The 19,460-nt window shown below is 69.3% G+C and carries 18 protein-coding genes; 11 read left to right on the top strand and 7 right to left on the bottom strand.

Annotated elements, in window-relative coordinates; genetic code table 11:
- Positions 1–234 precede the first annotated feature (234 nt).
- The 6 genes from Q3A80_RS18845 to Q3A80_RS18820 all read left to right on the top strand — a co-directional run bounded on the left by Q3A80_RS18845 (position 235) and on the right by Q3A80_RS18820 (position 5,591).
- Positions 235–2,301 carry a bifunctional 2',3'-cyclic-nucleotide 2'-phosphodiesterase/3'-nucleotidase gene (locus Q3A80_RS18845; protein WP_446330436.1) on the top strand — a complete coding sequence of 689 codons (2,067 nt, stop codon included), beginning with the start codon at positions 235–237 and terminating at the stop codon, positions 2,299–2,301.
- Between the two features lie 14 nt (positions 2,302–2,315).
- On the top strand, positions 2,316–3,161 hold the full coding sequence (locus Q3A80_RS18840) for a tetratricopeptide repeat protein (protein ID WP_446330435.1): 846 nt from the start codon (positions 2,316–2,318) through the stop codon (positions 3,159–3,161).
- Positions 3,162–3,217: 56 nt separating this feature from the next.
- On the top strand, positions 3,218–3,364 hold the full coding sequence (locus Q3A80_RS18835; RefSeq protein WP_446330434.1) for a hypothetical protein: 147 nt from the start codon (positions 3,218–3,220) through the stop codon (positions 3,362–3,364).
- A gap of 76 nt (positions 3,365–3,440) precedes the next feature.
- The gene (locus Q3A80_RS18830) at positions 3,441–4,361 is read left to right on the top strand and encodes a biotin--[acetyl-CoA-carboxylase] ligase (protein WP_446330433.1); all 921 of its coding nucleotides are present in this window, start codon (positions 3,441–3,443) and stop codon (positions 4,359–4,361) included.
- Positions 4,358–5,146, top strand: a complete 789-nt coding sequence (locus tag Q3A80_RS18825; RefSeq protein WP_446330432.1) for a type III pantothenate kinase — start codon at positions 4,358–4,360, stop codon at positions 5,144–5,146. Before Q3A80_RS18830 ends, Q3A80_RS18825 begins: the two co-directional genes overlap by 4 nt.
- Positions 5,147–5,348: 202 nt before the next feature.
- Complete coding sequence (locus Q3A80_RS18820; protein ID WP_446330431.1) at positions 5,349–5,591, top strand: hypothetical protein; 243 nt, start codon at positions 5,349–5,351, stop codon at positions 5,589–5,591.
- A gap of 16 nt (positions 5,592–5,607) precedes the next feature.
- On the opposite strand, the gene rfaE2 is transcribed toward Q3A80_RS18820, so the two are convergent.
- The 6 genes from rfaE2 to Q3A80_RS18790 form a co-directional block, all read right to left on the bottom strand.
- Positions 5,608–6,093: a D-glycero-beta-D-manno-heptose 1-phosphate adenylyltransferase gene (rfaE2, locus tag Q3A80_RS18815; RefSeq protein ID WP_446330430.1), complete on the bottom strand. Its 486-nt coding sequence runs from the start codon at positions 6,091–6,093 to the stop codon at positions 5,608–5,610.
- Positions 6,094–6,266: 173 nt separating this feature from the next.
- Positions 6,267–7,145 carry a ferritin-like domain-containing protein gene (locus tag Q3A80_RS18810; protein ID WP_446330429.1) on the bottom strand — a complete coding sequence of 293 codons (879 nt, stop codon included), beginning with the start codon at positions 7,143–7,145 and terminating at the stop codon, positions 6,267–6,269.
- A 634-nt stretch (positions 7,146–7,779) separates the two neighbouring features.
- Complete coding sequence (locus tag Q3A80_RS18805) at positions 7,780–9,006, bottom strand: patatin-like phospholipase family protein (protein ID WP_446330428.1); 1,227 nt, start codon at positions 9,004–9,006, stop codon at positions 7,780–7,782.
- A 24-nt stretch (positions 9,007–9,030) separates the two neighbouring features.
- On the bottom strand, positions 9,031–9,777 hold the full coding sequence (locus Q3A80_RS18800; RefSeq protein WP_446330427.1) for a PhaM family polyhydroxyalkanoate granule multifunctional regulatory protein: 747 nt from the start codon (positions 9,775–9,777) through the stop codon (positions 9,031–9,033).
- A 76-nt stretch (positions 9,778–9,853) separates the two neighbouring features.
- A complete protein-coding gene (locus Q3A80_RS18795; protein ID WP_446330426.1) occupies positions 9,854–10,681 on the bottom strand; it encodes an enoyl-CoA hydratase/isomerase family protein in 828 nt (275 codons plus the stop codon).
- A 136-nt stretch (positions 10,682–10,817) separates the two neighbouring features.
- The gene (locus Q3A80_RS18790) at positions 10,818–11,810 is read right to left on the bottom strand and encodes a fumarylacetoacetate hydrolase family protein (RefSeq protein WP_446330425.1); all 993 of its coding nucleotides are present in this window, start codon (positions 11,808–11,810) and stop codon (positions 10,818–10,820) included.
- Between the two features lie 126 nt (positions 11,811–11,936).
- Here Q3A80_RS18790 and Q3A80_RS18785 point away from each other — a divergent pair, with 126 nt between their 5' ends.
- The 5 genes from Q3A80_RS18785 to metH all read left to right on the top strand — a co-directional run bounded on the left by Q3A80_RS18785 (position 11,937) and on the right by metH (position 18,881).
- Complete coding sequence (locus Q3A80_RS18785) at positions 11,937–12,812, top strand: IclR family transcriptional regulator (protein ID WP_446330424.1); 876 nt, start codon at positions 11,937–11,939, stop codon at positions 12,810–12,812.
- Positions 12,813–12,990: 178 nt separating this feature from the next.
- Positions 12,991–14,220, top strand: a complete 1,230-nt coding sequence (locus tag Q3A80_RS18780; protein ID WP_446330423.1) for a DUF3108 domain-containing protein — start codon at positions 12,991–12,993, stop codon at positions 14,218–14,220.
- A 265-nt stretch (positions 14,221–14,485) separates the two neighbouring features.
- On the top strand, positions 14,486–14,743 hold the full coding sequence (locus tag Q3A80_RS18775) for a BTH_I0359 family protein (protein WP_006477667.1): 258 nt from the start codon (positions 14,486–14,488) through the stop codon (positions 14,741–14,743).
- 310 nt (positions 14,744–15,053) lie between these two features.
- The gene (locus tag Q3A80_RS18770; RefSeq protein WP_446330422.1) at positions 15,054–16,121 is read left to right on the top strand and encodes a homocysteine S-methyltransferase family protein; all 1,068 of its coding nucleotides are present in this window, start codon (positions 15,054–15,056) and stop codon (positions 16,119–16,121) included.
- 42 nt (positions 16,122–16,163) lie between these two features.
- A complete protein-coding gene (metH, locus tag Q3A80_RS18765) occupies positions 16,164–18,881 on the top strand; it encodes a methionine synthase (protein WP_446330421.1) in 2,718 nt (905 codons plus the stop codon).
- 112 nt (positions 18,882–18,993) lie between these two features.
- Here the strand turns inward: metH and Q3A80_RS18760 are convergent, their stop codons facing one another.
- Complete coding sequence (locus tag Q3A80_RS18760; RefSeq protein WP_009693452.1) at positions 18,994–19,317, bottom strand: DUF1840 domain-containing protein; 324 nt, start codon at positions 19,315–19,317, stop codon at positions 18,994–18,996.
- Positions 19,318–19,460: the final 143 nt, after the last annotated feature.

The following is a 19,460-nucleotide window of genomic DNA, read 5'->3' as shown; positions in this document are numbered from 1 at the left end:
GCAAAAGGATGACAGCGGCCATTGTAGCGAACCGCCCGGCGCCGCGACGTGAGGATTTCCGCCGGGGCGCGCGGCCCGGGCAGGCCGCCGCGCGTCCGCCGCGCAACCTTTCATTCTGCCGTCACGTTTCCTTTCGATACTCTCACGCGCCGCACATCAGGCCGTCGGCACCCGCGCCGCGCTCCCGCCGCGCATCTCGCGACTCATAGAACAGAACCCCGAACAGGACAACCGATGCGTCTTCCCCCGCTTTCCCGCCGCCGCGCGACCGGCGCCGCCGCGCTCGCCAGCCTCGCCTTCGTCGTCGCCGGCTGCGGCGGCGACGACGTCGCCGCGCCGCCGTCGCAGACGCCGGCCGAGGCGCCCGCCGGCACGACCGCCACGCTCGCGCTGCTCGAAACGACCGACCTGCACACCAACGTGCTGTCGTACGACTATTTCAAGCTCGCCGCCGACAACTCGCTCGGCTTCGAGCGCGTGTCGACGCTGATCGCGCAGGCCCGCGCGCAGTATCCGAACACGCTGCTGCTCGACAACGGCGACACGATCCAGGGCACCGCGCTGTCGGACTACCAGGCGCTCGTGAAGCCGCTCGGCTGCGACCAGACGCTCGCGATCTACAAGGTGATGAACGCCGCGAAGTTCGACGGCGGCGGGATCGGCAACCACGAGTTCAACTACGGGCTGCCGTACCTGTCGCAGGTGACCGGCAACACGTTCGACGTCGACGGGCTGCCGGCGCCCGCGCAGCAGAAGAAGTGCGCGGGCCCGAACTTCCCGCAGGTGCTCGCGAACGTGATCAGCGCGAAGACCAACGCGCCGCTGTTTACGCCGTACACGATCCTCACGCGCACGGTGACGGCCGTCGCGCCCGACGGCAAGACGGTCAGCGCGCCGGTGAAGGTCGGCATCATCGGCTTCACGCCGCCCGCGATCATGAACTGGGACAAGCGCTGGCTCGACGGCAAGGTCTACACGACCGGGCTGAAGGAAGCGGCCGAGAAGTACGTTCCGGAGATGCGCGCGAAGGGCGCCGATCTCGTCGTCGCGATCTCGCACGGCGGCCTCGACAATTCCGCGTACTCGCCGACGATGGAAAACGGCAGCTGGTGGCTGTCGAAGGTGCCCGGCATCGACGCGATGCTGATCGGCCACTCGCACCAGGTGTTCCCCGACGCGAACAGCACCGTGGCGCAGTTCAACCTGCCGGGCGTCGACAAGGTCAAGGGCACCGTCAACGGCGTGCCGACCGTGATGGCCAACTACTGGGGCAAGCATCTCGGCGTGATCAAGCTCGGCCTGAAGTTCGACGGCAAGAGCTGGAGCGTCGACCAGTCGCTGACGACCGTCGAGGCGCGGCCGATCCAGAACGCGGACAAGAGCTACGTCGCCGCCGATCCGTCGGTATCCGCCGCGATCGCCGCCGAGCATCAGGCGACGATCGACTACGTGAAGACGCCGATCGGCTCGACCGACTACCGGATGAACTCGTACTTCGCGGACGTCGGCGATCCGGGCGCGATCCAGATCGTCAACGAGGCGCAGGCCGACTACGTGAAGACCTACGTGCAGGCGAACCTGCCGCAATACGCGTCGCTGCCGGTGCTGTCGGTCAGTGCGCCGTTCAAGAGCGGCTTCGGCGGCGGCAGCGACTACACCGACGTCGCGCCGGGCGCACTCGCGATCAACAACGCGGCCGACCTGTACCTGTATCCGAACACCGTGTACGCGGTGAAGGTGAGCGGCAGCGACGTGAAGAACTGGCTCGAGACGGCCGCGAAGCGCTTCAACACGATCGACCCGGCGAAGGCGACCGTGCAGCCGCTCGTCAGCAGCTTCCCCGGCTACAACTTCGACATGTTCACGTCCGCCGATCTCGCGTACGAAATCGACGTCACGCAGCCGGTCGGCAGCCGGATCCGGAACCTCGCGTACAAGGGCGCGCCGATCGACCCGAACGCGCAGTTCATCGTCGCGACCAACAACTACCGCGCGAGCGGCGGCGGCAACTTCCCGGGACTCGACGGCAGCAAGACGATCTTCGCGTCGCCGGACGCGAACCGCGACGTGCTGATCGCGTTCATCAAGAAGCGCGGCGCGATCACGCGCGCAGCCGACGGCGCGCAGCGCAGCTGGCGCTTCACGAAGCTCGCGAGCTCGGTTGCGCACGTGCGGTTCACATCCGCGCCGAACCGCCTCGGCGACGCGACGGCAGCCGGGCTGACGGGTATCACGCAGGTCGCGGCCGACGACGGGTCGGGCAAGAACCTCGCGATCTACGAGATCGACCTCACGCAATGACCATGAGACCCGCGATGCAACCGATCCGGACGATGCGGCCGGCCGAGGCCGGCTTCAGCGCTGCCGCGCGGCGCCTGCTGCGTGCGAAGCTTCCGCCGGCCGCGCTGCTCGCGGCGGCGGCCATGACCGTCGCGGCTGCCGCCGCGGCGACCGGCTGGCGCGCCGCCGGCCCCGCGCCGAGCGCCGCGCAGATCGACGAATGGCAGGTAATGGTCGCGCAGGCCGCCGAACCGCACGCGCTCGCGCAGTTGCGCACCCTCGCACGGCGTGGCTCGGGCGACGCGCAGGCGGCGCTCGGGATCGCGCTCGTCGATGCGCGCGAACCGGTGCTGCGCGACGAAGGCCGCGGCTGGCTCGAAACCGCCGCGCAGGCCGACGGGCAAGCCGACGCGCCGGCGGCACGGCGCGCGCAGCTCGCGCTCGGCAAGGCGCTGCTGCTCGGCAGCGGCGACCTCCCGAAGGACTACGCACGCGCCCGCGCGCTGCTGGGTGCCGCCGCCGCACACGGCGATCCGGCCGCCGCTTACTACCTCGGGCTGATCTATCGCAGCGGCTACGGCATCGCGGCCGACCCCGTGCAGGCTGCGCACTGGTTCGCGCTCGCGGCGCGCGCCGGCATCCCGGCCGCGGACTTCATGCTCGCGAACGCGTACCGCGACGGCAGCGGCGTGCCGCGCGACGACGCGCGCGCACTCGCGCTGTATCGCCGCGCGGCGCAACACGAGCTGCCGGAGGCCGTGCAGACGCTCGCGATGGCATATCGCAACGGCGAGCTGGGGCTCAAGCCCGACGCGGACGAATTCCACGCGCAGTGGATCGAGACCGCGCATGCGTTGAAGCATCCGGTGGTTGCGCCTTGACGGCCGTTTGGCCGGGCGGGTGCGAGCGTGACCTGGCCGAACGGTGGTTGCTTCGCATGCGTCGTCCGCGCGGCGTCGGTGGCGCTACGTTCCTCGTTCTCGGTCCGCCAAGGCCCGGCGTTGAAGGCAAAGCGCCGCTCGCCCCCGAGGTGATGTCCGAACACGACATCAACGCGCTCGAGCGGATCGAGAAGCGGCACTGAGCCGCGCCGTGTCGTCCTGCAGGTTGCGCTCGCCCGCCAGCGCGCACCAACGCCCCCTGTCGCTACAATAGGCGCCATGAACGCCCCCACCTCCTCCGACACGCCCGATTCCGGCGACGCGCACATCGCGCGCGGCCGGCTCGAGGCGCACCTGGATGCCGCGCCGCGCGCGTGGCCGCTCGACATCGTCGCCGCCACCGGCTCGACCAACGCCGACGTCGCGGCGCGCCTGAAGGCGCTGCCGCGCACGGCGAACGCGCTACCCGCGCCGCTCGTGCGCGTCGCATTCGAGCAGACGGCCGGCCGCGGCCGGCAAGGCCGCCCATGGTTCGCGCAGCCCGGCAACGCACTGCTGTGCTCGGTCGGCTGCATCGTGCCGCGTCCCGTCGACGCGCTCGGCGGCCTGAGCATCGCGATCGGCGTCGCGCTCGCGGAAGGGCTCGCCGCGCTGCCGCTCGATGCCCGCACGCGCGTCGCGCTCAAATGGCCGAACGACCTGCTGCTGACGGCCACCGACGACGGCACGCCGCGCATCGTCGGCAAACTGGCCGGGATCCTGATCGAAACCGTATGGACCACCGCCGATGCGACCGCCGTCGTGATCGGCTTCGGCATCAACGTGCGCGGCGCGGAAGCCGTCGCCGCGCAGGTCGACGCGCTGCGCGCACGCGAAGCGGCGCTCGCGAGCGGGCTGCCGCCGGCCGCGCTGTCGACCGCCTGCGCGTCGGCGAACCTGACCGACACGCTCGCGGCGGCGCTGAACGCACTGACGCCCGCACTCGCGCAGTTCGGCACCGACGGGCTCGCGCCGTTCCTGCCGCGCTGGCACGCGCTGCATGCGTATGCGGGGCGCGAGGTCGTGCTGCTCGAACAAGGCGTCGAACGCGTGCGCGGCATCGCGACGGGCATCGATGCGACCGGCCAGCTGCTGCTCGACACGCCGGACGGCGTGCAGGCGATCGCGGCCGGCGACGTATCGCTGCGCGAAGCGCAATGAGCGGCACGCATCTGCTGATCGACGCCGGCAACAGCCGGATCAAGTGGGCGCTCGCCGACGCGCAGCGCACGCTCGCCGACACCGGCGCGTTCGGCCACGCGCGCGACGGCGGTGCCGATCCCGACTGGTCGACGCTGCCGCGTCCGCGCGATGCATGGATCTCGAACGTCGCGGGCCCCGACGTGGCCGCGCGGCTCGACGCGCTGCTCGACGCGCGCTGGCCGGGGCTGCCGCGCACGACGATCCGCTCGCGGCCCGCCCAATGCGGCGTGACGAACGGCTATACGACACCCGAACAGCTCGGCAGCGATCGCTGGGCCGGGCTGATCGGCGCGCGCGCGGCGTTTCCCGGCGAACACCTGCTGATCGCGACGTTCGGCACGGCGACGACGCTCGAAGCGCTGCGCGCGGACGGCCGTTTCACCGGCGGGCTGATTGCGCCGGGCTGGGCGCTGATGATGCGCGCGCTCGGCACGCACACCGCGCAATTGCCGACGTTGACCACCGACATCGCGAGCGGCCTGCTCGCGGGCGCGCACGCGGAGCCGTTCCAGGTCGATACGCCGCGCTCGCTATCGGCCGGCTGCCTGTACGCGCAGGCGGGGCTGATCGAACGCGCGTGGCGCGATCTCGCCGACGCGTGGCAGGCGCCGGTGCGGCTCGTGCTCGCAGGCGGTGCGGCGGACGACGTCGCCCGCGTGCTGACGCTGCCGCATACGCGGCACGATGCGTTGATCCTGTCGGGGCTTGCGCTGATCGCTGCAGAAGCGGCGGCGCAGGATTGACCGACAACCGGCCGGCATCGCGCCGGCCGTGTCGACGCAAGCCCGTTGCGGGCTTCGTCACGGTGACGACGGGAACACGGCGCCGCGGGCTGCGCCCATGCAGACAGCCGGCCGCCCGAAGCGGCACCGGCTGCGGCGACGATGCCGGCCACACGGCCGGTCGAACGACTGAACGACTGAATGACGACGAGGGGTTTCGACGATGCTGCGCTGGCTGATCGCTGTTCTCTTTCTCGCCAACATGCTCGCCTTCGTGGCCGTGCGCGGCGTGTTCGGCCCGGTGCCGGCCGCCGGCCCGCGCGAGCCGGGCGTGCTGTCCCGGCAGGTGCAGCCGGCCGCGCTGCATGCGATGCCGCTCATGCAAGCGACCGACCAGCCGGTGATCGGCGCGCCGATCGCCGCACCGGGCGTCACCGCCGAGCCGCTGCCGGCGTCCGCGCCCTGACCGCGCGGCCCATGCGTCAGGACTGCTGCGCGCGAACCTTCTTCAGCAGCGCGGTCGTCGAGCGATCGTGCTCGAACGGAATCGCGAGCGCACGCCCGCCCCAGCCGCGCACGATCGCCGATTCCGGCAGCGCGTCCATGTCGTAGTCGCCGCCCTTCACGAGGATGTCCGGACGGACGGCCTCGATCAGCGACACCGGCGTCTTTTCCTCGAACTTCACGACCCAGTCGACGCTTTCCAGCGCCGCGAGCAGCGCCATCCGGTCTTCCTCGCGATTGATCGGACGGTCGTCGCCCTTGCCGAGCATGCGCACCGACGCATCGCTGTTCACGCCGACGATCAGGCATGCGCCGAGCGCCTTCGCGTCGGCGAGATACGTGACGTGGCCACGGTGCAGGATGTCGAACACGCCGTTCGTGAACACGACGGGCGAAGACAGCGACGCGCGCAGGGCAACCAGCGCGTCGCGGGTGATCAGCTTGCGTTCAAAGGTAGCGGGCATGATGGATATCGGATGAAGTGAGCGGCGCGCGGTGCGCGCCGCGACGGAATCTGGCGGCGCCAGATAAAAAGCCCGCCGGATGATCGGGCGGGCCTCATGGTCCGGATGGATTCGGATGCACCGCGGCGACTGCGGCCGGCGTCATCTCACGCCGGCTGCGCCGCCGCGCGGCGTCAGGCCGGTTGCGCGGCGGACGACGGGCCGCTGTCGGACTGCAGGCGGCTGGTGACTTCCTTGCGGTAGCGGTTCAGCTCCTGCGCGGTCGCGAACGTGCGCTCGAACAGGATCGACAGGTTGTGCAGGATCCGTTCGACGACCTTCTTTTCCCATTCGCCGTCGAAGCGGATCTGCTCGTCGAGCCAGCGCTCGAGCCATTCCGGATCGGGCAGGCGCGACTGCACGGTGTCGCGCGGGAACAGCGCCTGGTTCACGTGCAGGTTGGTCGGGTGCAGCGGCTTCTCGGTGCGGCGCGCCGACGCCATCAGCACGCCGATTTTCGCGAACGCCGCGCGCGCGACGTCGCCGCAGTTGTTCAGCGCCTTCTTCATGTAGCGCAGGTACGCGCCGCCATGGCGCGCTTCATCGCGCGAGATCGTTTCGTAGATGTGCTTGATGACCGGCTCGGTGTGCCAGTCGGCCGCGCAGCGATACCAGTGGTTCAGGCGGATCTCGCCGCAGAAGTGCAGCATCAGCGTCTCGAGCGGCGGCGCCGGGTCGAACTCGAAGCGCACCGCGTGCAGCTCCTCTTCGGTCGGCACCATTTCCGGCCGGAAGCGGCGCAGGTATTCCATCAGCACGAGCGAATGCTTCTGCTCTTCGAAGAACCATACGCTCATGAACGCGGAGAAATCGCTGTCGTGCTGGTTGTCGCGCAGGAACATTTCCGTCGCGGGCAGCGCCGACCATTCGGTGATCGCGTTCATCTTGATCGTCTTCGCCTGCTCGTCGGTGAGCAGCGAAGCGTCGAACTTGTCCCACGGAATGTCCTTCTCCATGTCCCAGCGGACAGCTTCGAGCGACCTGTAAAGTTCCGGATAAAGCATGGTGTTCATGATGGTCCCACCCCTGTTCTGCGCAATGCGACTTCTCTAAACGTGACTGTTGCCGCGTGGGCGCGCGAGCGCGCTTTTTTGCAGCCAAGACTCTAATTTTACGCGTGAATCCCGCCCCCGGACGCACATTCCGCGTCCGGCAGCCGGGCGGCCGCGCCGCCGCCGTGCGGCACGCCGCGGCCCCGCTCCGCTCGAACGGAACCGACCGCGCGTGCCTGATGTGGGGGCCGGAGCAAGCCGGCTCGGTGGCGAGCCCGCCACGGCGCCACGCGGCTCCCTGAAAGGATTCCGGCGCGGCCGCCTGCCCGGCGGGCTGTTCGATATGGTGTATACGGCGGCGGCCATGATAGCACGCGCGCATGACGGTTCCGAGACGCCGGCCCGTTGGCGCGGCGCCCGCGAGGGTGCGGCGATCGGTCGCGGCGCGCGTCGCGAAAATGCAACCGATATGTAAGCTGCCGCTCGTTGGGTGCCCCGCTCGTTGGGTGCCCCGCTCGTTGGGTGCCCCGCTCGTTGGGTGCCCCGCTCGTTGGGTGCCCCGCTCGTTGGGTGCCCCGCTCGTTGGGTGCCCCGCTCGTTCCCGTGCCCCGCTCGTTCCGGTGCCCCGCCGCCGTTCCGGGTGCCGCCGGCCGCGTCAGACCCGCATTTCCCCGGCCGCACGCCCGTCTTCCTGCGACATGCCGGCCGCCGGCGCGCTGCCGCCGTCGGCCCGCGCGATCCAGTCGGCGAGCGTGTCGCGCTGTGCGCGCCCGTCGCGGTAGCCGAGCTCGATCAGTTCGCGCGTGAACGCTTCCTCGAACAGCAGGTAGCTCGCGAACGACGCGCCGGCCGGCTGGCTGCCGCCGATCGCGCCGAGCAGCCCGCGCATCGTTGCCGGCATCTGCTTCAGGTGCTTCGCGGCGATCAGTTCGATGCGCTCGGACGGTGCGATCGCGAGCACGTCCACGTGCCGCCAGCCGCTGTCCACTTCGACCTGATGCGGCAGGTGCTCGATCATCCGGTTGATGTGCTCGATCCGCTCGATGTCCGAGCCGATCGAGTCGAGAAACACGCTCGCGAGCACCTGCTGGCCGATCTGCGCGGGTGTCGGGTAGCCGCGCACCCGTCCCGAGCCGTTCGCGGCCGGAATCTCGGGTCGCGGATCGGCCGCGCCGATCACGACGATCCGGTCCGCGCCGAAGTGGATCGCCGGGGACAGCGGCGCGACCTGCCGGATCGACCCATCGCCGAAATACTCGATCTGCCCGTCGAGCACCAGCGGCACCGCAGGGAACACGAACGGAATCGCCGACGACGCGAGCAGGTGCGACGCCGACAGGTCGACGAGCCGCGCGGTGCGCTGCGCGCGCCGCCATGCCTGGATCGGTTCGGCCGCCTGGTAGAAGGTCAGGTGCCGGCCGCTCGAATAGCTGAGCGCCGTCACGGACAGCGCATGCAGCAGCCGCGCCTCCAGCATCTGCTCGATCCGGTGAAAGCTCAGCTCGCGCTGCAGCAGGTGCGCGAGCGGCGCGTTGTCGAGCAGCCCGCGCGGCGAACGGCGCGCCGCCCAGCCGAAGCTCATCGCCGCCAGCCAGCGGGCGCCGGCCGCGGCGATGCCGAGCCAGTCGGTGCGATACACGTAGTCGGCGCGCAGCGGCTCCCAGAATTCGAGCAGGCGCCGCACGCCGTGCGAGAAATCGTCCGCGTGGCTCGCGATCGACGTCGCATTGATCGCGCCGGCCGACGACCCGCACACGACCGTGAACGGCACCGTATGCCGGTGCGGATCGGCCTCGCGCGCGATCTCGGCCAGCGCCTTCAGTACGCCGACCTGGTAGGCGGCGCGGGCGCCGCCCCCCATCAGAACGAGCGCGAGCCGCATGATCGACCTGCTATCCGGTTCGCGTCACGTCGAGCGCTTCGGCGGACGCGTTTCCGGCGACGACGCGGCGGCGGCGCGCGCGGCGGCCGAGCCGGCCGGCTTCGCACGCTTCGCGGCCGGCTTGCGTGCCGCAGCAGCGGCCGGTGCGGGCGCTTCTTCCCGCGCAGCCGCTGCGGCTTGCCCGGGCGACGCGTCGGCCGGCCCTGCGGGCTGCGCGCCCGGCTGCGTCATCGCGAGGCTCGCGAGCTGGTTGAACTGCGCCTGCAGCAGGTTCCACCAGCCGGACGGGTCGAACGCCTGCTGCGCGGCGTCGCCGGGCGGCGGCGCGTCGGCTGCAGCTGCGTCCGGCGCGGGCTGCGCATCGGCGCGCGGCGCGGAAGCCGCTTGCGCGGCCGCGACCGCCGCTTCTTCGGCCGCCGACATCGAGCTCTGCGCAAACGCGCCGAATGCGCGCAGCGTCGCGAGCGTCGCACGCTGCACCTCGAGCGCCTGGATCGCCGACTGCAGCATGCCGAGGTTGAGCTTCAGCCATTGCTCGACCGCGCGCAGATCGGTGATCCGCTTGTCGAGTTCCTCGACGCTCGTGAGCGGCGCCATCATGTCGGACATGCTCGACAGCGACGGCGGCAGCCCCGATGCGGCGCCCGGAAACGACGCCATCCCGCCGAACGGCGACATCCGCATCATGTCCCACATCCGGTCGAGCATGTCGGCAGGCTTGAAACCGGCAAAGCCGGCGAAAGGATTGGAGCCGGAGGCATCGTTCGTCATACGGGCATCCTGGTTGACTGGTGGGCGAAGCGGCCGGCACGGCAGGTGCGGCCGCCCTTGGTTCGATGATAGCGCGTCAGAACGGCGCGCCGCCCGGGAAGTCCGGCGCGCGCCGCTCGCGCAGCGAACGGATGCCTTCCTGCACGTCGGGCCCCGAGAAACCCATGAATTCGAGCGCGAGCGACGTATCGAACGCCGGCCCCGCGCTGCGCAGCCAGTTGTTCAGCGCGTACTTGGTCCAGCGGATCGCCGTCTGCGAACCGTGCGCGAGCCGCTGCGCGACTTCGTACGCCTTCGGCAGCAGGTCGGCCGGCTCGACGGCGAGCGACACGAGGCCGATCCGCTCGGCCTCCTCGCCGCTCACCGGTTCGCACAGCAGCAGGTAGTACTTCGCCTTCGCCATCCCGCACAACAGCGGCCACACGATCGCCGCATGATCGCCGGCCGCGACGCCGAGCCGCGTATGGCCGTCGATGATGCGCGCATCCTTCGCGGCGATCGAGATGTCGGCGAGCAGCCCGGCGACGAGCCCCGCGCCGACGGCCGGCCCGTGCATCGCCGACACGATCGGCTTGCTGCAGTTGATCACGTTGTAGACGAGGTCGCGCGCTTCGCGCCAGACGCGCGCGCGCACGTCGAAGTCGTTCGCCATCGACTCGACGAGCGCGAGATCGCCGCCCGCCGAAAAGCCCTTGCCCTCGCCGCGGATCACCGCGACGCGCGTGTCGGGATCGCGGTCGACGTCGCGCCAGATGTCGGCGAGCTCGCGGTGCATGCGTTCGTTCGCGGTCGCGAGGCCGCTGCGGTTCGCGCCCTCGCCGCTCATCACGATGTCGAGCACGCCGTGCTCGCGGCGCGTCACTTTCAGTGCTTCGTAACCGCTGTATGCGGCGAGATCGGCCATGCGCAGCTCCGGGTTCTTGAAACGCGTTGAACGTTTGAAACGCTTGAATCGAGTGTAGCCAAGCCCGCGCGGGCAAACATCGGGCGAAACCCGGCGCGCGGACCGCGGCCGGGTGTCGCGCGCAGTCGCGCGTGCGTCAGGCCGCGCCGTCGGGCGGCGCGACCGACTGCTCGATCGCGCCGAAGATCGACTTGCCGGCCGCGTCGAACATCTCGATGCGCACGGTGTCGCCATAGCGCATGAATTCGGTCTGCGGCGCGCCGTGCTCGATCGTCTCGAGGCAGCGCTTCTCGGCGATGCAGCAGTAGCCGCGCTTCGCGTCCTTGTTCGACACGGTGCCCGAGCCGACGATCGAACCGGCGCGCAGGTTGCGCGTCTTCGCCGCATGCGCGATCAGCTGGCCGAAGTGGAACACCATGTCGGTGCCCGCATCGGGCTGGCCGACCTTCCGGCCGTTCCAATGGACGATCATCGGCCGGTGCACGCGGCCTTCGCGCCATTCGTCGCCGAGCTCGTCGGGCGTCACGGCGACCGGTGCGAACGCGGTGGCCGGCTTGCTCTGGAAGAAGCCGAAGCCCTTCGCGAGTTCGGCCGGGATCAGGTTGCGCAGCGACACGTCGTTCACGAGCGTGACGAGCCGCACCGACTTCAGCGCGTCGTCGGGCGATGCGCTCATCGGCACGTCGCCGGTGATCACCGCGACCTCGGCCTCGAAGTCGATGCCCCACTCCTCGGACGGGCACACGATGTCGTCGCGCGCGCCGAGGAAATCGTCGCTGCCGCCCTGGTACATCAGCGGATCGGTCCAGAACTCCGGCGGCATCTCGGCACCGCGCGCGCGGCGCACGAGCTCGACGTGGTTCACGTATGCGGAGCCGTCGGCCCACTGGAACGCGCGCGGCAGCGGCGCCATGCAGTTCGCCGGATCGAACGCGAACGCATTGCGTGCGCGGCCGTGGTTCAGCGCGTCGTACAGGTCGCGCAGTTGCGGCGCGTAGAACGCCCAGTCGTCGAGGACGCGCTGCAGCGTCGGCGCGATCGCGTCGGCGATCGCCGCGGTGTGCAGGTCGCGCGACACGACGATCAGCTGGCCGTCGCGCGTGCCGTCCTTCAGCGATGCAAGTTTCATGGGGTATCTGCCGTTGTAGTGACGATGGAGGGAATCTATTTTACGATGGTGAATCCGTGCGGCGCGCCACGATCGTGCATGCCGTTTCCGTCCCGACCCTTGCCGCCTTGTCGCGCCCCGTTGCCCATGCCCGCCAGCCCGCTTCCCGACGACGATCTCGCTGATTCCGATACCGACGACGCCGGCTCCGGCGAGCACGGCGAAGGCGGCGAGAAGATCCGCTCCGGCATCCAGTCGATCGAGGTCGGCTTCCGCCTGCTCGACGTGCTGACGAGCGAGCCGCGCGCGATGATGCTGCGCGATCTCGCGCAGCGCGCGGGCATGAGCCCGGCGAAGGCGCACCGCTATCTGGTCAGCTTCTCGCGGCTCGGCGTCGTGTCGCAAGATCCCGTGTCGGGCCGCTACGAACTCGGCGGCTTCGCGCTGCAGATGGGGCTCGCGCGGCTCGCGCGCGTCGACGGCGTGAAGCTCGCGCGGATCGCGCTGACCGAGCTGCGCGACCGCGTCGACCAGACGGTCGGCATCGCGGTGTGGGGCAACCAGGGGCCGACGATCGTGCACTGGATGGAATCGAGCCATCCCGCGAAGGCGTCGCTGAAGCTCGGCGACGTGATGCCGCTGCTCGGCTCCGCGACGGGCCTGCTGTTCGCCGCGTACCTGCCGCGCAGCAAGACCGCGGCGATGCTCGAGCGCGAACTCGCCGACACGCGCCGCTCGCCGCATCACGGTGGCCCGCGCACGCTCGACGAAGTCGAAGCGGTGCTCGCCGACGTGCGTGCGCACCAGGCCGCGCGCGTCGAGGGGATGCTGCTGCCGACGATCCACGCGTTCTGCATGCCGGTGTTCGACGCGGTCGGCGAACTCGCGCTCGCGATCGTCGCGCTCGGCCAGGAAGGCATGTTCGACATCGCGTGGGGCGGCGAGATGGATACCGCGCTGCGTGCCTGCGCGCAGAAACTGTCTTACGAACTCGGCTATAGTCCGGACGCGCGCGACGCGTGACACGCTGGGCGCGCGACCGCTGCAAGGCCCCGCCGCGCCACACCGGTGCGCCAGCCGCACGACACCTGCGCCACACCCGTGCGATGCGCGGCGAACGCGCGGCGCGCGCGGCGGTCCGATGGCTGTGATGCGCGTTGCACGACGCGCCACGCCCGCCCAACCCTGTTCCGTTTCGCCGATGCCGCCTGCCGACACCCGTCCTCGTCACGCCCTGCCCCGCCACTGGCTGCGCGCGGGCGTCGCGCTCGTCGTCGTGCTGGTGCTGCATGCGCTCGCGGCGTGGTGGCTCACGCGCAATCGCGACGCGTTCACGCCGCCCGCGCCCGCCGAGATCCCGGTGCAGATCGAGCTGCTGAAACCGAAGCCGATCGAGCGCCAGCCCGCACCGAAGCCGGCCGACCAGCCGGCCGAGGCCGCGCCTGCGAAGCCGGCCCCCGCCGCACCGAAGCCCGCGCCCGCGCAGGCGCCCGTCCTCACGTCGACGCAGACGTCCGAGCACGGCGAGCCGCCGCCGGCCGCGGCGTCCGCCGCGAGCGGCACGGCCGGCGCAGCGGGCGCGCAAGCGGCATCCGCGGCCAGTACCGCCGGCGCCGCGACGCCGGGCCCGGCGACGAGCGGCGTGAAGTTCGCAGCGCCGCCGTCCGGCGATCTGCAGTACGACACGTTCTACAACGGCATGCAGAACATGATCGGCACGATCCACTGGCGCACCGACGGACACGCGTACGACCTGTCGGTGTCGATGCCCGTGCCGTTCGTCGGTCCGTTCACGTACCGCAGCGAAGGCCGCATCGATGCGTTCGGCGTCGCGCCCGACCGTTACGTGGAAAAGCGCGGCAAGCGGCCCGAGGACATCGCGATCTTCAATCGCGAGATCCGCCAGGTCGTGTTCACGCGCACGCCGAACAACGCGCCGCTGCCCGACGGCGTGCAGGATCGCTTCAGCATGCTGATGCAGCTGTCGGGGCTCGTGCGCGGCAATCCGTCCGCGTACAAGCCGGGCGTCACGCAGCAGTTCTTCGTGATCGACAACAACAGCGGCGAGACCTGGCCGATCACGGTGATCGGCGACGAGGACGTGCAGACGCAAGCCGGCATCGTGCGCGCACGCCACTTCATGCGGCTGCCGCGCCGCGAAGGCGACACACGGCGCATCGACATGTGGCTCGCGCCGTCACTGGGCTGGCTGCCCGCCAGGCTCGTACAATCGGAACCGAACGGCGCACAGATCGAGCTGCTGTGGCACGGCCCGTTCGCGCCGCCGGGCGCACCGGCCGATGCGGCGCCGGCAGGAGGAACGGCAAATGCGCCCGCAACGGCATCGGCGCCGGCCGCGGCCGCGGAGCAGGCACAACCCGTGCCGCAACCGGCCGTGCAGGCGCCTGCGTCGTCCCCGTCGGCACCATGAGCGCGACGAATGAGCAACGTATGAGCGCTGAATCGGCAATTTCGACCGATTAAAGGTCTGACCGAAATGGCCGATGACACTCTTTAACAACTATTTCAGTCCACCGGATCACAATAGGAAACGTTTGATAGACATCGGCTTCTAACCGATACACCCCACGCAAACGGGAGACCGGGGTGTGCTGCGCAAGCCCCTTGAAACCGGCACGGCCTGCCCCACCTACGGGACAACAAGGCCAGATGCCACTGCGAAGAGGAGTGCCGCCATGCAAATGATCTACAACAGCCCCAATTACTGCGTCGTCGAATTTGCGCCGCAGGCCGGTCACCATCTGATGAATGCCGGCGGATATGAAATCGTCGACAAGAACGCGCAGCGCGAGATCTTCATCGACGGCGAGCTCGCCGAGCGATTTCGCGCGCACGTGAAACAGCTGATCGAGGACGAGCCGTCGCTCGACGAAGTGGACGAATTCCTCGGACAGTTCGACAGCCTGATGATGATGCCCGTCGTGCTGCACTGACGACCTGCGGCCCGGCCGAACGCCGGGCCATACGCCGCGCGCTTGCGCGGCATCGCGAGCACTCTGATCCAAGCCCCCGCCCCGGTTCGCCGGGCGGGGGTTTTCGTTTGGTTCCGGCCCGCGCGCGTTCGTTGCGCGGACAACGCTCGAACGCATGCGTCGCGGGCACGGGTGCCGGCGCGACGGCCGTGCATCCCCCGTGCACGACGCGCATGCCGCGCGCCGGCCCGCGCCGCGCGGTGCGAGGCCGGGCGGCGCCCCGGCGCACCGGCTACAATGACGGTTTTCCCGTCTTCGCCCGTCTTCCGCCATGTCTGCGACCCCTCTCGCCGCTTCCGCCCCGCTCGACGCGCACTACACGCGCGGCGCCGAACTGCCCGCGCTGCTGAAATCGCGCATCCTGATCCTCGACGGCGCGATGGGCACGATGATCCAGCGCTACAAGCTCGACGAGGCCGCGTATCGCGGCGAGCGCTTCAAGGACTTCCCGCGCGACATCAAGGGCAACAACGAACTGCTGTCGCTCACGCAGCCGCAGATCATCAGCGAGATCCACGACCAGTACTTCGCGGCCGGCGCGGACATCGTCGAAACCAACACGTTCGGCGCGACGACGGTCGCGCAGGCCGACTACGGGATGGAAGACCTCGTCGTCGAGATGAACGTCGAATCGGCGCGGCTCGCGCGTGAATCGGCCGCCCGCCATACGACGCCGGACAAGCCGCGCTTCGTCGCCGGCGCGATCGGGCCGACGCCGAAGACGGCGAGCATCTCGCCGGACGTCAACGATCCGGGCGCGCGCAACGTCACGTTCGACGAGTTGCGCGACGCGTACTACCAGCAGGCGAAGGCGCTGCTCGACGGCGGCGTCGACCTGTTCCTCGTCGAGACGATCTTCGACACGCTGAACGCGAAGGCCGCGCTGTTCGCGCTCGACGAGCTGTTCGAGGACACCGGCGAGCGCCTGCCGATCATGATCTCGGGCACCGTGACCGACGCGTCGGGCCGCATCCTGTCGGGCCAGACGGTCGAGGCGTTCTGGAATTCGCTGCGCCATGCGAAGCCGCTTACGTTCGGCCTGAACTGCGCGCTCGGCGCGGCGCTGATGCGCCCGTACATCGCCGAGCTCGCGAAGCTGTGCGACACCTACGTGTCGTGCTACCCGAACGCGGGCCTGCCGAACCCGATGAGCGACACCGGTTTCGACGAGACGCCGGACGTCACGTCGGGCCTCTTGAAGGAATTCGCGCAGGCCGGGCTCGTGAACCTCGCGGGCGGCTGCTGCGGCACGACGCCCGAACACATCGCCGAGATCGCGAAGGCGCTCGCCGACGTGAAACCGCGCCGCTGGCCGAGCCAGTACAGCGACGCCGCCTGACCGACCGCCTCAACGCCCTACATCACACGAATTCGCACCGCCATGACCGATCACATGATGCGCCTTGCCGGCCTCGAGCCGTTCAACGTCACGTCCGGGACGCTCTTCATCAACGTCGGCGAACGCACCAACGTCACCGGCTCGAAAGCGTTCGCGCGGATGATCCTCAACGGCCAGTTCGACGAGGCGCTCGCCGTCGCGCGCCAGCAGGTCGAGAACGGCGCGCAGGTGATCGACGTCAACATGGACGAGGCGATGCTCGATTCGAAGGCGGCGATGGTGCGCTTCCTGAACCTGATCGCATCGGAGCCCGACATCGCGCGCGTGCCGATCATGATCGACTCGTCGAAGTGGGAAGTGATCGAGGCCGGCCTCAAGTGCGTGCAGGGCAAGGCGATCGTGAACTCGATCTCGCTGAAGGAAGGCGAGGACGCGTTCCGCCACCACGCGAACCTGATCCGCCGCTACGGCGCGGCCGCGGTCGTGATGGCGTTCGACGAGACGGGCCAGGCCGATACCTACCAGCGCAAGATCGACATCTGCAAGCGCTCGTACGACTTCCTCGTGAATGAAGTCGGCTTCCCGCCGGAAGACATCATCTTCGACCCGAACATCTTCGCGGTCGCGACCGGCATCGAGGAGCACAACAACTACGCGGTCGACTTCATCGAGGCGACCCGCTGGATCAAGCAGACCCTGCCGTATGCGAAGGTGAGCGGCGGCGTGTCGAACGTGTCGTTCTCGTTCCGCGGCAACGACCCGGTGCGCGAGGCGATCCACACCGTGTTCCTGTACCACGCGATCCAGGCGGGGATGGACATGGGCATCGTGAACGCCGGCCAGCTCGGCGTGTACGCCGATCTCGACCCGGAGCTGCGCGAGCACGTCGAGGACGTGATCCTGAACCGCCGCGCGGATTCCACCGACCGCCTGCTCGAGATCGCCGACAAGTTCAAGGCCGGCGGCGCGAAGAAGGAAGAGAACCTCGAGTGGCGCAACCAGCCGGTCGAGAAGCGGCTGTCGCATGCGCTGGTGCACGGAATCACGACCTTCATCGTCGAGGATACCGAGGAAGTGCGCGCGAAGATCGCCGCGGCCGGCGGCCGCCCGATCAACGTGATCGAAGGCCCGCTGATGGACGGGATGAACATCGTCGGCGACCTGTTCGGCCAGGGCAAGATGTTCCTGCCGCAGGTCGTGAAGTCGGCGCGCGTGATGAAGCAGGCCGTCGCGCACCTGATCCCGTTCATCGAGGAAGAAAAGCGGCTGCTCGCGGAAGCGGGCGGCGACGTGCGCGCGAAGGGCAAGATCGTGATCGCGACCGTGAAGGGCGACGTGCACGACATCGGCAAGAACATCGTGTCGGTCGTGCTCCAGTGCAACAACTTCGAAGTCGTCAACATGGGCGTGATGGTCCCGTGCAACGAGATCCTCGCGAAGGCGAAGGTCGAGGGCGCGGACATCATCGGGCTGTCGGGCCTCATCACGCCGAGCCTCGAGGAAATGGCGTATGTCGCGTCCGAAATGCAGCGCGACGACTACTTCCGCGTGAAGAAGATTCCGCTGCTGATCGGCGGCGCGACCACGTCGCGCGTGCACACGGCCGTGAAGATCGCGCCGCACTACGAAGGCCCGGTCGTCTACGTGCCCGACGCGTCGCGCTCGGTGTCGGTCGCGTCGAACCTGCTGTCGGACGAAGGCGCGGCGAAGTACCTCGACGAACTGAAGTCCGATTACGAACGGATCCGCGACCAGCACGCGAACCGCAAGGCGCAGCCGATGGTCACGCTCGCCGAGGCGCGCGCGAACAAGGCGAAGGTCGACTGGGCCGCCTACCAGCCGGTGAAGCCGAAGTTCATCGGCCGCCGCGTGTTCAGGAACTACGACCTGAACGAGCTCGCGAACTACATCGACTGGGGTCCGTTCTTCCAGACCTGGGATCTCGCGGGGCCGTATCCGGCGATCCTGAACGACGAGATCGTCGGCGAATCGGCGCGGCGCGTGTTCTCCGATGCGAAGTCGATGCTCGCGCGGCTGATCCAGGGCCGCTGGCTGACCGCGAACGGCGTGATTTCGCTGCTGCCGGCGAACACGGTCAACGACGACGACATCGAGATCTACACCGACGAGTCGCGCTCGGAAGTGCTGCTCACGTGGCGCAACCTGCGCCAGCAGAGCGTGCGTCCGGTGGTCGACGGCGTGATGCGCCCGAACCGCTCGCTCGCCGACTTCATCGCGCCGAAGGAATCGGGCGTCGCCGACTACATCGGGATGTTCGCGGTGACGGCCGGCCTCGGCGTCGACGTGAAGGAAAAGCAGTTCGAAGCCGACCACGACGACTACAGCGCGATCATGCTGAAGGCGCTGGCCGACCGTTTCGCGGAAGCGTTCGCCGAAGCGATGCACGCGCGCGTGCGCCGCGAGCTGTGGGGTTACGCGAGCGGCGAGACGCTCGACAACGATGCGCTGATCGCCGAAAAGTACGCGGGCATCCGTCCGGCGCCCGGCTATCCGGCCTGCCCCGATCACCTCGTGAAGCGCGACATGTTCGCCGCGCTGCACGCGGACGAAATCGGGATGAGCGTGACCGATTCGCTGGCGATGCTGCCGGCCGCGAGCGTGTCGGGCTTCTATCTCGCGCATCCGGACAGCCGGTATTTCTCGGTCGGGAAAATCGGGCAGGATCAGCTCGAGGACTACGCGCAACGCATGGCGCTGTCGCTCGACGACGCGCGCCGCGCGCTCGCGCCGCAACTTTGATCGACGCAACTGGGCGGCCCGGCCGCCCTTTTATCAGACAAAAGAAAAAGCCCGCTCGAACGCGGGCTTTTTCATGTCTGGCGAACCTTTCGATCAGCCAAGCAAGGGAAGCTCAGAAGCCCCAGTGCACGTCGGCCTCGCCGGCCTTCGCTTCGCGCAGCATCGTGAGGAACGGCGCGACGCGCTGCGCGAGGCTCGGCGGCACTTCGTGGTGCGCGTGGTCGGCGTCGTCTTCGTGGAAATGGCCTGCGTGCTCGGCGCGCTCCTGCTTCGCCTGCGCAACCGCGCCTTCCAGCTTCGCGATCGCGTGGTCCAGTTCGTCGTGCGTAATGACGCCGCGTTCGCCCAGTTGCTTGCCGACGAGGCCCAGCACGTATACGGCGAAATCCTTCAGCACGTCGAGATCCTGTGCCGCCTTGCTCTTGAACGTAATCATGACAATTCCCTTTTCATCTTGTTGTGCCTGCGCGGCGCGGTTGGGGGGACGCCGGCAGACCGGCGTCCGGCCTCGCGGACGCGGGGCGCCTGAGCGGCATATTAGCACCTGTTAAAATTCTGCGATCCCTGAAACGCGCGCTT

Source organism: Burkholderia sp. SR8 (genome assembly GCF_052851275.1).
The sequence above is the reverse complement of the archived record's forward strand: the minus strand, read 5'-3'. Positions and strand labels throughout refer to the sequence as shown.

Excerpts from the sequence above, each read along its gene's own strand:
- Q3A80_RS18845 (WP_446330436.1), top strand. The coding sequence starts at position 235 with ATGCGTCTTCCCCCGCTTTCCCGCCGCCGCGCGACCGGCGCCGCCGCG.
- Q3A80_RS18840 (WP_446330435.1), top strand. The coding sequence starts at position 2,316 with ATGCAACCGATCCGGACGATGCGGCCGGCCGAGGCCGGCTTCAGCGCT.
- Q3A80_RS18835 (WP_446330434.1), top strand. The coding sequence starts at position 3,218 with ATGCGTCGTCCGCGCGGCGTCGGTGGCGCTACGTTCCTCGTTCTCGGT.
- Q3A80_RS18830 (WP_446330433.1), top strand. The coding sequence starts at position 3,441 with ATGAACGCCCCCACCTCCTCCGACACGCCCGATTCCGGCGACGCGCAC.
- Q3A80_RS18825 (WP_446330432.1), top strand. The coding sequence starts at position 4,358 with ATGAGCGGCACGCATCTGCTGATCGACGCCGGCAACAGCCGGATCAAG.
- Q3A80_RS18820 (WP_446330431.1), top strand. The coding sequence starts at position 5,349 with ATGCTGCGCTGGCTGATCGCTGTTCTCTTTCTCGCCAACATGCTCGCC.
- rfaE2 (WP_446330430.1), bottom strand. The coding sequence starts at position 6,093 with ATGCCCGCTACCTTTGAACGCAAGCTGATCACCCGCGACGCGCTGGTT.
- Q3A80_RS18810 (WP_446330429.1), bottom strand. The coding sequence starts at position 7,145 with ATGAACACCATGCTTTATCCGGAACTTTACAGGTCGCTCGAAGCTGTC.
- Q3A80_RS18805 (WP_446330428.1), bottom strand. The coding sequence starts at position 9,006 with ATGCGGCTCGCGCTCGTTCTGATGGGGGGCGGCGCCCGCGCCGCCTAC.
- Q3A80_RS18800 (WP_446330427.1), bottom strand. The coding sequence starts at position 9,777 with ATGACGAACGATGCCTCCGGCTCCAATCCTTTCGCCGGCTTTGCCGGT.
- Q3A80_RS18795 (WP_446330426.1), bottom strand. The coding sequence starts at position 10,681 with ATGGCCGATCTCGCCGCATACAGCGGTTACGAAGCACTGAAAGTGACG.
- Q3A80_RS18790 (WP_446330425.1), bottom strand. The coding sequence starts at position 11,810 with ATGAAACTTGCATCGCTGAAGGACGGCACGCGCGACGGCCAGCTGATC.
- Q3A80_RS18785 (WP_446330424.1), top strand. The coding sequence starts at position 11,937 with ATGCCCGCCAGCCCGCTTCCCGACGACGATCTCGCTGATTCCGATACC.
- Q3A80_RS18780 (WP_446330423.1), top strand. The coding sequence starts at position 12,991 with ATGCCGCCTGCCGACACCCGTCCTCGTCACGCCCTGCCCCGCCACTGG.
- Q3A80_RS18775 (WP_006477667.1), top strand. The coding sequence starts at position 14,486 with ATGCAAATGATCTACAACAGCCCCAATTACTGCGTCGTCGAATTTGCG.
- Q3A80_RS18770 (WP_446330422.1), top strand. The coding sequence starts at position 15,054 with ATGTCTGCGACCCCTCTCGCCGCTTCCGCCCCGCTCGACGCGCACTAC.
- metH (WP_446330421.1), top strand. The coding sequence starts at position 16,164 with ATGACCGATCACATGATGCGCCTTGCCGGCCTCGAGCCGTTCAACGTC.
- Q3A80_RS18760 (WP_009693452.1), bottom strand. The coding sequence starts at position 19,317 with ATGATTACGTTCAAGAGCAAGGCGGCACAGGATCTCGACGTGCTGAAG.